Source organism: Psychrobacter sp. GW64-MNA-CIBAN-0177 (genome assembly GCF_040309585.1).
In the GTDB taxonomy this organism is placed as follows: Bacteria; Pseudomonadota; Gammaproteobacteria; order Pseudomonadales; family Moraxellaceae; genus Psychrobacter; species Psychrobacter okhotskensis.
The window spans coordinates 14,837-28,885 of record NZ_JBEOOY010000015.1 but is presented as its reverse complement, the minus strand read 5'-3'; the positions used below and the strand labels follow the sequence as shown (position 1 = coordinate 28,885).

Sequence of the window (14,049 nt, the reverse complement as noted above, 5' to 3'; positions counted from 1 at the left end):
GTTTCAAATAGATGAGAAACCGTTAGTATAATTCGTTTGATTTCTCAATAAAATATCACTGTAGTCTGTTATGACTTTTAAGCCCTTTGTAAATGTATACTGGCATTTCGATTAAGCCAAGTTACTGATAATTTGTCATTAAACTCGGTGAAATATTGTTACGGAATTGTGTTAGTGTATTCGTTTGAATGCTTCCTCACTGCAATGAAGATTCATTTTAATAGGGAAGTTATTAAGAAAACGGTATGAGTTCAATGAGCCATGGAGTGCGCGTACTTCACGAAGGTTTGCGTAAAAAAGCCATGTCTATTAATTCTGCTGGAGGTAGAGAGCAGTCAAATAATCGGCTCCGCTGACGAAACGAACGAGAGCTACACCATATCACTCTAGGCAAACATCTGGACGACAGCTGAGGTGGCGATAGTCGCACCCAAATAGCCATGAAAACACCAACCGTAATAGGATTTTATTATGAACGTCCGTAAAGCCACAGTAGCAGCAGGAATGGTCACAACCTACCTGATGCTGACAGCGTGTACAACAATGCAATCTGCGCCGCAAGCAGTACAATCCACGCCGGAAAAAGCCAAAAACGTCATTATGATCATTGGCGACGGTATGGGGCCACAACAAGTTGGTCTACTATTGGCGTACGCCAAGCAAGCGCCAAACTCGGTAATCACCGACGGCACAACAGCCTTTGACCGGATCGCTGCTAACGGCCGTATGGGTATTTCCATGACCCACGCCAACAACAACCTAGTGGTCGATTCTGCCGCTTCCGCTACACAACTGGCAACCGGTAAGCTAGCTGGTGCTGAGATGGTTGGCACGGATAAAGACGGTAACAGCGCAGAAAGTATACTGGAAAAGGCCAAAAAACTAGGCAAATCCACCGGGCTGGTGTCCGATACCCGCATTACCCATGCAACCCCAGCTGGCTTTGCCGCGCACCAGAGCCATCGCAGCTTAGAAAATGAAATTGCTGAAGACCTGCTGAACAATAACGTAGATGTCATGTTGTCCGGTGGTCTGCGTTACTGGATTCCTGAGTCCGTCAATGATGAGCAATCAGCTGTCCGCCAAGAATTGGAAGTGCTGTCCGAAGGTAGCGTCGTTATTAAATCCAAGCGTAAAGACAACCGAAACTTGATCGCTGAAGCACAGCAGAAGAACTATGATTTAGCGTTCAACCGCTCACAGATGGAAAAGGCCGACGGTAAAATACTTGGCTTATTTGCTTATTCATCGTTGCCAAACGGTATTACCGAGCACCAAACTAAGAATGACCCCGCCCGCACCATACCAACGCTAAAAGAAATGTCAGAAAAAGCGATTAATTCGTTGTCCAAAAACGACGAAGGATTTTTCCTGATGATTGAAGCTGGGCAAATAGATTGGGCAGGGCACTGCAACGACACTGGCACTATGCTGCACGAAATGCTGCGGTTGAACGAAACACTTAATTATGTATTGGATTGGGCAGAAGGCCGTGACGATACCCTGATTGTGGTAACCGCTGATCACGAGACAGGTGGCTTTGGCTTCAGCTATTCTGCTAATGATCTACCCCACGGACGTGACCTACCAGGCAACGTTTTCAAAGAGCAACAGTTCCAACCGCTCTTCAACTTCGGCGACGTAGCGACCCTCGATACACTCTACGAGCAAAAATCCTCCTACGGCGACATATTTTACAGCCAGTTCGATGCACTAGAAGCAGACCAGCAAACACCTGCCAGCTTAGCTCGCATTGTAAATTCTGAAACTGGCTTTGACATTACAGAAGCTCAAGCTGCGCGCGTACTCGCAACCGAGGACAATCCTCTTTACACCGAAGGCCATCCTTATCTAAGCACCAAAACCGTTCCAAAAATGGACGTTAACGGTGCCTTTTTCGCTTACCAAACTGACGACAATCGTCAAAACCTGCTGGCTCGCGAAGTGGCTGAACAGCAAAACGTAGTCTGGGCCACCGGCACCCATACCAATACACCGGTACTGGTATTTACCCAAGGCCCGGGAGATACTACCGTACCCTTTGGCAAAGTACTGCATCACACAGAAGTAGGTCAACACGCTATGGAAGCACTAGAAGACTAATACATTAATACCTGCCTAAATATTTGACTGGCCCTCGATAATTATCGGGGGCCGGTCTACTTTTAAAAGGCAATGGCGTTAAATAATGAGGGGCTTAATTCTGCTACGTTTATGGTGAGTTGTTAGAGAAGGGTGGTTTGCGAAGGCATAAGCAGTTTTCCCGTAACTGCAAACTCGGGTGTGTTACAGTAGCATTGATACTAATGATGAACAATTATCGATATTAAAAACATAAAATCTATAAAGATATTGTTCAGTATCAGTATGAACAAAAAAAGGCCAACTATCAGTTGGCCTTTTTAAATAACTACAGATTAGCTATATCACTTCAGTGTAAGGCTATGAACGCTAACTATTCAGCTTCTTCTATGACTATATCATTGTCCATTGGTGTTAGACGAATACTATCGCTATTATTCTCATCAGATAGCGTGGTACGGCGCGTTGGGTTGATGTTCTGCGGATCAACATTCGCTTCTCTAGCGGTAGAGCCAGTGCTGGCTTGGTTGGTAACGCGTTCAGAGGACGCCTCAGGCAGACCTAAGCCGACATTGATACCACCAATACGGTTCGTTGGAGGGGTATTTAGTGGTGCATTAGCGTTAGCAGCATTGGCGTTAGTTGCATTGTCATTTGGCAATCGCAACTGATTGGCGTTACGAACGACTTGGGTTTTGGTTGCGCCAGTGTAGTTACCTTGAGAGACTGAGCTGTCTTTGATACCCGAACGGCCAAGCTTACCAAAGGTCAGCTTGTTAAACCAAGTGCGGTCACGCTTGGTATTGAGCTTGACGCGTCCATCACTGGTTAGCCAATTTGGATAGTTGATTTGTAATAGGGTTTTGTACTCTTTGGCCAAGTCGGTTAGCCCTAGCTTTTCATGGCTGTAGGCGAGAATGGCGATGGCTTCGGGTACAGACTCGCTCAGTGGATAGTATTGAAAGACCCATTTGGCACGGTTGATAGCCGCGACATAAGCTTCACGCTCAATATACCAACTGGCCGCACTCAGCTCACTTTCAGCAAACTGATTGTAAATAAAGGTCATACGCTGTGCAGCATCTGGCGTATAAGGGCTATTGGGGTACTTATTAATAAGCTCTTGAAAGTTGGCAAAGGCGATACGCAGATAGGCAGTATCACGCTCAGCTTGATTCAGCTTAAACAATTTAAGGCCTTCAGATGAGCCCTGCATATTGGCCACACCGCGCACGTAATAGGCGTAGCTGACTTGCGGATTAGAAGGGTAGAGACCAATAAACTGATCAGCGCTGGCTGCTGCCAACTCAAACTTACCGCTTTCATATTGGGCATACATCATATCGAGCAGCGCTTGTTCAGCATACTGTCCGGTAGGATAAAAAGTACGCAGATTGGTCAAGTCTTCAATCGCTTGGGTATAACGAGCTTTGTCAATCTGAGCGATGGCATCGTTATAGTAGCCTTGCTCTGACTTCTCGGCGGTTTCGACTGCATCGACGTTTTTATTGGTCAGGTTCTTAAAAGTCTGACAACCCACCAAGTTGACACTTAGCGCAAGCAGGGTGATTGAGGACAGTTTGATAAACGTATTGCCAACAGCGTGCATACTTCTTCTCCGACACAAGACGCATAATAGCAGCGGCGCTATCATGCTATATATAAGGTTAATAATAAAAACGATGCGTAACGCACCAGTTAACGGTTTATTATTGAGTATGCTAATAGGTAAGCCGACTCGTAATCAACATAATTTTTATCAAATACAGTTTTTGCAATGGCTTATTTAATAGTACCAGTTTAAAAGTACATTTTTAAAAATACCGTGCCATAGCATACAGCAAAATAGAGCTTACTTTATAGAATAACCGCGGCTTCGTCTATTTTTTCGTTATCTATTTTGCTGTTCATCTATCTAGAGCGCTTTGAATGGCAGAAGGCCTTCCGTATTTATCTTAGTGTATTCAAGGCCCTACCAGCGGATATATCCTGAACATCTCTGTCTATTACGTTTCAGCTTTGCAGTTTAGCATGAGCCGTCGCAACGAGCGATATCGAATGGCGCTGACATCGACAAATATACAGTAAATTACAGCAACGTCATATTTTAGAGAGTTAATTGTCGATGATTTAGCGATCAAATGATAGGGATAAAATGACAGATAACGCGCAGCTTCTATAGGGCTTGAGCACTTGGCATGCTACACTATGGCACTACTGCCGCTGATTTCTTGACCAAGATAGGTTTTGATGGTCAATGCGAGGCGTTGTTTTTGTTATAGCGCACTATATTTGCCTATAAATTTTTCTTATAAAGTGGTTTATTATAAGTGCTTTATTACTATAAGAAGTGCATTGCTATAACTACTTTATAAAATCATGTCAGGCATTTTTATGTCTAAATCTGTTATGAATAATAATACTATGACCACCCATTTACCACCGAATCAATCGCTAGATACTGATTTATCAGCGCAAGAGCCTTCCATGTCAAATAAAGTTTTAAAAAATAACGAATCATCAGATGCTAAGCCGCTAGAAACTGATGACCGCATAAACGCAGAGACGGTATCCGATGGTTTCATCGCAGACGATACCCTGTCACAAGCGTCAGAAGGTACTGTTTCAGAAGGCAGTGTCTCAAAAGATAGTGATAGACTCGATGACGAGATGATTGAGGACTATGAAACGGATGAGGCTGACGAAGGTATTGATGACAGTGACGACGATGATGATGCTGATTATGAAGCGTCGACTGCAGGGCAAGCGGTACCCGTCGTTATCGATGTAACCTATGCCGTCACCGAAGAACAAGCAGGTCTCCGTATCGATAAATTGGCATCACTGGTGTTTACCGACTTTTCGCGTGCGCAGTTGCAAGGCTGGATCAGCGACGGCAGCTTACTCTATAACGATAGCGTGCAAAAGCCCAAGATTCGGGTCAAAGCGGGCGATGTGATACATCTGTCAACGACGCTGCAGCCGCATGGGGAAGATCAACCAGAAGATATCGATATCGATGTGGTCTATGAAGACGATGATGTCTTGGTGATTAATAAGCCCGTCGGTATGGTGGTTCATCCTGGTGCTGGCAATCAGACAGGTACTTTGGTCAATGCTTTGCTGTATCACTATCCGCAGCAGCATCATCTTCCGCGTGCCGGTCTGGTGCATCGTATTGACAAAGACACTTCTGGATTGTTGCTTATTGGCAAGACCAAACCTGCGCAATTGGCATTGATGGAGCAACTGAAAGACAAGTCTGTCTATCGTCATTACCAGTGTGTCGTCGCTGGCGATGCGGCAAGTCTGCTGCGTCATCGTCGTATTGATGCGCCCATTGGTCGCCATCGCAATCAGCGTACCAAAATGACGGTCATGACTGCTGGTCGCGAAGCGGTCACGCATTTGTTAAATGTGACGGCTCTTAATGACAATTACTGTCTGCTAGATGTGGGTCTTGAGACGGGTCGTACCCACCAGATTCGCGTGCATTTGAGTCATATTACCTATCCGATCGTCGGCGATCGCGTCTATGGTGGTCGTCGTCAACTGCGGGCAGGTCTCACAGAGGCGCAGCGTCAAGCGATTACTAACTTCCCAAGACAGGCATTGCATGCTTATACTTTGGGTTTTGTTCATCCAACGACGGGCGAAGATATCGAAGTCACTACGCCAATCCCTGAAGACATGCAGCAGTTGATGGCTGTGTTAGGTGATGGTTACGATCCTGAATAAATGCTTTTGACTAATTGGCCTTAAGTACGTATTTCTGTGACGAGAGAGATGGTAGAGACGCCATGAAAAGTAAGCTTCCTATGACATTGCTAGCACAACTAGACGATGTGGCGGTTTTTCAGACCGCCGCACTTGCCAATGGTAATAAATGTGCAGCTGATACAAACAGTCAGCAAATGCATGAGCTAGGGCAGGCGAGCTATGGCGCGCTTAATTTGGGCTTGCATGTAAACGATGATGCGGCAAAGGTTTTAGACAATCGCATGCGTCTCTTGACGGCGATTAATGAGAAATTGAACAGCTTGCCATCAACGAGTGCGCAAAATGCTCCTATAAAAAGATTGCATTGGGTCAATCAAGTACATGGCAATGATATTCATCATATCGACGCCACTGCCTTAAGTATGCAACCGCTAGCGGCTGATGCTATGCTGAGTCAGCAGCAGGGTGTTGGTTTAGCGATAATGACTGCCGACTGCGTGCCTATTGTTTTATATCAACCTGCAAGTGGTAAAATTGCCGCCATTCACGCAGGTTGGCAAGGGCTGGCTTGTGGCGTCATCCAAGCAACTGCTGAGCGCTTTACCGACTCAGGGCAAATTATGGCATGGATTGGCGTCTGTATTAGCCAGCAGAATTATGAAGTGGGTAGTCAAGTCCGCGATAAGCTACTGGCAGGTTGCGTAGACAGTCAGTTATTAACGTCAGCAAATATCGAGCGCTTCGATGCGCGCTACGTGATGAATTCTGCAAACCAAACCGGTGATGATAGCCATATTGATACTAGTAAAAATTCGGATGTTAATCCTCAGCGCTTACATAAGACCGTTGATAAACTCGCAAATTATGCCAAAGTAAATGCGGATAAAATTAAGCTAAACTTACCAAGACTTGCCGCTGACCAATTAACTGCTGCTGGTATGACGTTATGTAATGAGTCTGCTATAGGCTGTAGTTACGGCGATGACCGTTATTACTCTTATCGGCGTCAGACGCATTTGCAGCAACCAGCGACGGGACGGATGGCGCTAGTGATTGTGCGCCGTGCTTCCACCCAGTCAGATACTGAGTTGGTATGAATTTGCTAGTCGCTGATCAATACTAAGTACGCTTGAGCCATTTTATTTCTATTTAATTATTTATAGCCATTATTAGAGTTTATATGAATACATCTGCCACAGCATCTTCAACCTCCATAGCGACTGATGACGCAACGAGCGTATCGATTGCCGTCATTTATCATAGCAATTATGGTCATACCAAGCGTGTGGCCGAAGCGATCGTTATGGGTGCGCGCCAACAATTACCAGAAGCTCAGGCAAGAGCCGTCGATGTTCATGATGTCGACTGGGATTTTTTGGATCAGGCAGATCTGCTGGTTTTTGGTAGTGCCGTCTATATGGGTAGCGTGACTGCTGGATTTAAAACCTTTATGGATGAGACCTCACAGCGTTGGTACCATCGCAAATGGGAAGGTAAGTGGGCCGCAGGTTTTGCCAATTCGGGCGGTCTTAGCGGTGATAAATTGGCCGTCTTACAACAGATCTGTTTGTATACCATGCAGCACGGCATGAATTGGATCGGTTTACCCTTGATGCCGACAGGTCATGAATCGCATGATTTAAATCGTCTGTCGAGCTTTTTGGGGCTCATGACGCAATCCCTTGACGGCCCTCCTGAGGAAACACCTGGTAAAGGTGATATCGATACGGCTATCTGGTTTGGTGATCATTTAGCCAAGACCATTATCAAGCATCGACCAGTCATTGCAGTTGGCTAAAGTCAGATTGCCTTTATTAGCATAAATAAGGATTAATTGTCGTAACTGAGACTTGCAATATAATCAGAAATTAACGGCACTATTTCCACTTTGGACTGCAAATTTATCTCCTTTTTATCACCATTATTAAAATCGTGACACGCCCTAATAAATAAAAAAGCAGACATCAATTTGATAGCTGCTTTTTTTTATTGCCATTAGTAAAATTATTTACTAAGGTTTTTAGCGGGTAATGGTTTGACAGGAATGGGGTTTTCGACAAATTGAAAAGATTGGCATGCGCTTAATAGTAGCGCTGCCGAGAGTATGTAGGTCATGACAAAGGATTTCATAATGGTATCTCAGGACACAATTGCCAGCATTAAAAACAGCGTTCATCATAAACAAATTACCGCATTATGCAACGGCTAACCTCATATATACCTCAGTATAATGTGAAGCGTAGACATAGTATGGTTTCTGCACTATGTATCTATTATGTACGCTCGAAATTAAAAATAACAGTCAAAAAATAGAATTATTGAGTTTTATTACTAAAATTTCGTCATTATAAAAAACAGATAAAGCAGTTGATATTTATTAGTAATTGTTTTTAAAAGGAATTTTTTATCGTTGTTAATAATAATATGAATATATGGTTTGAATAATAAAACCCAAGCCTTAATGGTAAAATCTTTTATTTTTGTAAAAAAATAGGGTGGTTAAGTTACTATTCAAGCAATAACAGCAAAATAGTTTTACATTAGTGGTGAAGGCAGACATTCTACGGTAACTAATCTTCATAGATGCCTCATAGGCAAAGACTTAGATATTGCCAAACGATAAATGGATACTGCTAAATAATAGATATTATGTGCTAAAAATAATTAAAACACCCTAGATGCCAGCTATATGAGGATATTATGAAGCCACTCTCTGTGATGTTATCAATGCTAGCCATTGGTATCACCTCCAGCGCCGTCATGGCTGAAGGTGTCAACCTTCCTAATGCGAGCTTGCCCAACGCAAGCCTACCTAATGTCAGCCCCGCCAATAGTGAGCTTGTCAATCGCGGTGCTTATATTGCTCGCGCTGCTGACTGTATGGCCTGTCACGGCGAGGACTATACCGGCGGGACGGCAATCGAGACCCCCATGGGAGAGATCTATTCCACCAATATCACCCCATCCAAACGTTACGGTATCGGCGACTATACCGAAGCGGACTTAAAGAATGCGCTGCAAAAAGGTCGTGCGCCTGACCATATGCTTTATCCTGCCATGCCATATCCTTCTTACAGCGGCATGAAAGAGGAAGACATCAGTGCGCTGTTTGCTTATTTACAGACGGTACCAGCGGTTGACGAAGCCCCCGAAGAAAAAACGGATCTGCCATTTCCTTTTAATATTCGCAGCTTAATGTTGGGTTGGAACTTTCTCAACGTACCGTCTACTGAAAAGCGCGACGGACTGAACGAGACCCAAAAACGCGGTGAATATCTGGTCAATAATCTAGAGCACTGTGGCACTTGCCATACCCCACGTAATAGTACGATGGGTTTTGATAAGAGTATGTACCTATCTGGTGCTCAGCTCGGCAACTGGCATGCGCCAAATATTACCCCAGATGAGTCAAGCGGTATCGGTAGCTGGAGTGAGCAAGATATCGTCACTTATCTGCGTACAGGCGAGCTTGATCAACGTGCATACGCTGGTGGCCCCATGGGTGAAGCGGTCGCCCACAGTACCCGCTACTTAAAAAATGAAGACTTAAGCGCCATTGCGTCTTATCTAAAAGCCGTACCTGCTGTCCAAACCGAAGACAAAGTGTCTGCGGTGGATGTGTCGCGTCTGCCAACGCCAATCAACGAATCTATCACGCATGACTTGCTGGCGCAAAAAGAGTATTTGAAACAGGCAAAAGCGGCAGTAGGTAATGGCAGTAACGCTCCAGAGTCATTATATCTGGCCGCTTGTGGTAGCTGTCATGGTGTTAACGGTTATGGTCAGCCTGATGCTCGCTATGCGCCTATCGTTGGCCTGAGCAGTATCCGCCGTGACCAGCCCGATGCGCTGGTTAATATGATTCTTCATGGGGTAGAAGGGGCAACCAATACGTCGCCTATCATGCCAGGGTTTTCAGACGAGTTAAATAGTGAGCAAATCGCTGGTATTGCCAACTACGTACGGGTGAATTTTGGTGGTCTTGCTAGCAGTGATGTGAGTGCTGATGATGTTGATCGCATCGCAAATACTGGCGTTGATAAGCCTTTCTTGATTAAGTACGCAGGCTTATTGGCGATAATAGGTATTATCGTTGCGATTGCTATCATTGTATTTATCATCCGCGCCATCTTACGCTCTAGACGCCGCGCTTAGTTTGACTATGTTTAGATAAATGGTCGAACAAAGAATTTATAAAGGCGTATTAGACGCTGATTACAGTACGAGAATTAAGGTCAAAATGGGAGTGCATTAAGGCTTGGCAAGACAAACGTTCGATATAAACTGAGCCGATAATAAAAGCAAAATGCCAAAGAACAATGCCTGCCGTTATACACGACGTCTACTTTAAGGACATTATTATGAAAGATATGCTTCAATCACCAACGCGGCGCCAACTGCTCTCGATGATCGGTAAAACCGCAGGTGCAACCGCGATGTATCAAGCGATGACGACCCTTGGGTTTGCTTCTGAATCGAGCTTTAAAGAAACCATGGATCTTAAGGGTGCACCTGCAGGCGCTAGTATTGTCATTCTTGGTGCCGGTCTTGGTGGGTTAACTGCGGCGTATGAGCTACGAAAAGCGGGCTACGATGTCAAAGTACTTGAGTTCCAAAACCGTGGTGGTGGTCGTAGCTGGACACTCAACAGCGGGGACAAATATACTGAGCTGGGTGGCGAAGAAGTGACCTGTGATTTTGAAGAGGGTAATTATTTTAATGGTGGACCGTGGCGTCTGCCCAGTCATCACTATGCTGTCTTTCATTATTGCAAACAGTTCGGCGTCGAGATGCAGCCCTTTATTCAAACCAATGATCGTGCCTATCTGCACCGTACCACTCATTTTGATGGTGTCCCACAGCGTTTGGGTGATGTAAAAAATGATATTCAAGGCCATGTGGCTGAGCTGTTGTCAAAGTCAGTTAACGTTGGTGGTCTTGATCGCTCGGTTAATACTGAGGATAAAGAAAAGCTGCTTGAAGGCTTAAAAGGCTGGGGTGTGCTCGATAAAGATTATCGTTATCGCGCCAGTAATGAGACCAGTAAGCATCGCGGTTTTAGTGTCTTTCCCGGTGGTGGCTTGATGCCTGATGCAAAACCGTCAAAGCCTTTGCCTATCAGTGAAATCTTAGATTCAGGCATGTGGGCGGATATTTATGGCAATCATATGACCTATGGTCACCAACCAACCATGTTTCAGCCAGTAGGCGGCATGGGCAAAATCGGTGATGCCTTTACCCGCGAATGTCGCGATATGATTGAGTTTAACGCAAAAGTAACCAAAATTCATCAAGATGAAAGCGGTGTGACTGTCGATTATGTCGATAGCAACAGCCCAGACGGGGCAACCAAAACCATACGTGCCGATTGGTGCGTGTGTAATATCCCGCTAACGGTGCTGACGCAAATGGATATTAACGTCTCAAAACCGATGAAAGAAGCCATGGCGGCAGTACCTTATGAGACTTCTTATAAAGTTGGCTTAGAGTTTAATCGCCGCTTTTGGGAAGAAGACGAGTGGATATTTGGTGGATTGACTTATACCGATATGCCCATTGCACAGATTGCCTATCCTTCACAGAATATGTTTAAAGATGGTACTGGAGTGCTACTAGGAGCCTATGGTTACGGCCCGACATCTTATAAGTTTAATACTTTGACGCCGCAAGAACGTATCAATGTCGCGCTCGCTTACGGTAAGTATATTCATCCCCAGTATACAAAAGAGTTCCGCGCCGGTACGTCAGTGGTCTGGCATCGCATTCCTTGGACACTGGGTTGTTATGGTATTTGGAATGAGTCGACCCGCCGTCAGCATTATGACACCTTATGCAGTATCGATAACCGTATTGTACTCACAGGCGAGCATTGCTCACACATTCCAGCATGGCAAGAAGGCGCTATTTTATCTGGCATGGATGCCGCCAAGCGCCTACATAAAAAAGCAAAAATGCTCGGTTAAATATTTGGTTAATATGGATAACTATAAAAATTCAGAGGCTATCATGGACAATGCAATCGTAAAGAAGGCAATCGTGAATAAAAAAGTCATGAGAGAAATGACCCTTAAACTGCTGACTGTGATGTTGTTGGGTGCGATGAGTAGTGCAGCACTTTTAGGCTGTAGTCAACAGTCAGATGATGTAGAGACAGTGGCTAGCGAACAAGAGAAAGAAGGTATCACAACGGATGACTATCAGGCGAGCCGTAATACGGGCGCTTGGGGCGGCGTCTATATGAGTCGTGAAGAGCTTACAGCACCTCCTATCAATATCGTCGATAACAGCTCACTGCCCACTATGGACAATGATCCAAGTATTGCTAAGTGGGACGCAAAGTTTGAAGGAACCAATGGCTTTGTGACAACAGATGGTGCCAAGCTGTATCATGACTCTTGTGCGGCGTGTCATATGCATAAAGGCGAGGGCGCTTACGGTGCAGGTTATTATCCGCCACTGGCTAATAACAGCAAAATGCAATCGAAGTACTACATCATTGATATCTTGATTAATGGCTTCCGCGGTATGCCCTCATTCCATGGAATGATGAATAATGAGCAGATAGCTGCAGTGACTCAATATGTGGTCAGCGATTTGAATGGCTTTACCGATACCGTCACTGCCGAGGATGTGGCAGAGCTGCGGCATGTCAATCCACCAGCTGGGGACCCAAGTGATGATTAACACAGTTTAATCTTTTAGCCAGTAATTTTCAGTGAAGCTGTTAGGATCTGTTGAATATTCACCAGAAGGCAGCAGTGCCACGGTCGAATGTTTAGCAGACCTTAATATAGAAATTACTCAGCTATTTTTAGCAAACATAAAAAAGCGCCTAATTATGCATTAGGCGCTTTTTTTATCTACGCTTTTATTAACTCGTAAAGCTTGGGAGCTGTATAAGTTATTTAGGGCTAGATGACCAGACTGGTGAGCGAATAGTGCCTTGTCCAGATTTACCAAATGACTCACCACCATTTAGAGACTTGATGGTCAAGATGCCTTTGCCACCTTGAGTAGAAGCATAAACCACGCGTTTACCATTGGGTGAAAAGCTTGGCGCTTCATCGATACCTGTATTGCCCAAATTGGTGGTTACCGCGCCACTGCTATTCATAATAGCGGCTGAGCGACCACTTAAAAAGGCAATTTGTGAGCCATCACTACTAAACTGCGGGCTGGTGGCATAACCGCTACTGGATACTTTGGTTGTACGTCCCGAACCAAACTCGTAACGATAAATCTGTGGTTTATTAAACCCTGCTCGGTCACTGACAAACACAAAGGATTTGCCATCTGGTGCATAACTTGGCTGTACTTCGCTGCTAGGCCAATTGGTGATGCGTCTGGGCTTACCACCGCTAGCATTCATCTCGTAAATATCAGCGCTGCCTTCAAAGCTGCTTGAAAACAGTATTTTGCTACCATCAGGTGAAAACGAGGGACTTAAATTGCTACCTTTAAAAGGCGTTAATGCACTTGCTCCGCCGCCACTCACGTTTTGTACATAGATAACAGGATATGACTTATCACGCTGTACAGAGTAGGCGATACGGTTACCATCTGGTGACCACGATGGGGAGAATATCGAACCGGCAACCTCGGTAATGGTCTTGGCGTTTTCGCCATCAGCATCCATCACTTTTAAGCGCGATACTTTGTCTTTACCAGTACCCACTTCTTCGATGTAGGCAATACGCCCGGAGAAATCACCTGGCGTACCAGTAATCAGCTCATAAACTTTGTCAGCGATGACGTGACCGGCGTAGCGCAGGCTTTCTTTATTATTGTCAGCTGTTAAGGTTTGCTTGCCTTCAATCACTCGGCCAGATTTGACATCAACGACTTCATAATCGGTGACGATTTTACCACGGTTACTACGAGTATTGCCGACAACTAGGTAAGGAATACCCATGCTCTGCCAGACGGGTAGCGTGCCAGAAAGTTCACTACTACTGTGCGGCTGCTGCGGTAAATCTTTATTGGTCACCTTTAATTCTGTTTTACTCAAATCATTGAGAATAATCGGTGATAATACAGAATCGCCCGCAAATGGCACAAAGGCGACTTGATTTTGTTGGACTGGAATATCGTAATCTAATTCTAAGACGACAGGCGCCGCCAACAAGTTGGAAGAAATAAGCAAGGTTGAGGTGCTGGCAAGTAAAGAAAGGCATAACTTCTGATGAGTACGCATGACCGAGTTGAACTCCTGAAATAGTCTAATCGTTATTTTTTATAGGGGCTAAG

Annotated in this window: 9 protein-coding genes; 7 read left to right on the top strand and 2 right to left on the bottom strand. The window is 44.9% G+C overall.

What is annotated here, in order from left to right; genetic code table 11:
- Positions 1–522 precede the first annotated feature (522 nt).
- On the top strand, positions 523–2,103 hold the full coding sequence (locus tag AAEY79_RS10025) for an alkaline phosphatase (RefSeq protein ID WP_352288213.1): 1,581 nt from the start codon (positions 523–525) through the stop codon (positions 2,101–2,103).
- Between the two features lie 352 nt (positions 2,104–2,455).
- On the opposite strand, the gene AAEY79_RS10020 is transcribed toward AAEY79_RS10025, so the two are convergent.
- On the bottom strand, positions 2,456–3,691 hold the full coding sequence (locus tag AAEY79_RS10020) for an outer membrane protein assembly factor BamD (RefSeq protein WP_352288210.1): 1,236 nt from the start codon (positions 3,689–3,691) through the stop codon (positions 2,456–2,458).
- A gap of 815 nt (positions 3,692–4,506) precedes the next feature.
- Here AAEY79_RS10020 and AAEY79_RS10015 point away from each other — a divergent pair.
- From AAEY79_RS10015 to AAEY79_RS09990, 6 genes are all read left to right on the top strand, one after another.
- Entirely contained in the window at positions 4,507–5,820 is a 1,314-nt protein-coding gene (locus AAEY79_RS10015; RefSeq protein WP_025653289.1) for an RluA family pseudouridine synthase, read from the top strand.
- A 62-nt stretch (positions 5,821–5,882) separates the two neighbouring features.
- On the top strand, positions 5,883–6,899 hold the full coding sequence (locus AAEY79_RS10010) for a polyphenol oxidase family protein (protein ID WP_201566697.1): 1,017 nt from the start codon (positions 5,883–5,885) through the stop codon (positions 6,897–6,899).
- Between the two features lie 83 nt (positions 6,900–6,982).
- A complete protein-coding gene (locus tag AAEY79_RS10005; RefSeq protein WP_101210993.1) occupies positions 6,983–7,600 on the top strand; it encodes a flavodoxin family protein in 618 nt (205 codons plus the stop codon).
- Between the two features lie 902 nt (positions 7,601–8,502).
- On the top strand, positions 8,503–9,957 hold the full coding sequence (locus AAEY79_RS10000; protein ID WP_101210992.1) for a cytochrome c: 1,455 nt from the start codon (positions 8,503–8,505) through the stop codon (positions 9,955–9,957).
- Between the two features lie 206 nt (positions 9,958–10,163).
- Positions 10,164–11,765 (top strand): flavin monoamine oxidase family protein, encoded by a 1,602-nt coding sequence (locus tag AAEY79_RS09995; protein ID WP_352288206.1) that lies wholly within the window; start codon positions 10,164–10,166, stop codon positions 11,763–11,765.
- Between the two features lie 88 nt (positions 11,766–11,853).
- On the top strand, positions 11,854–12,486 hold the full coding sequence (locus AAEY79_RS09990) for a cytochrome c (protein WP_352288234.1): 633 nt from the start codon (positions 11,854–11,856) through the stop codon (positions 12,484–12,486).
- Between the two features lie 217 nt (positions 12,487–12,703).
- On the opposite strand, the gene AAEY79_RS09985 is transcribed toward AAEY79_RS09990, so the two are convergent.
- A complete protein-coding gene (locus tag AAEY79_RS09985; protein WP_352288203.1) occupies positions 12,704–13,996 on the bottom strand; it encodes a translocation protein TolB in 1,293 nt (430 codons plus the stop codon).
- Positions 13,997–14,049 lie beyond the last annotated feature (53 nt).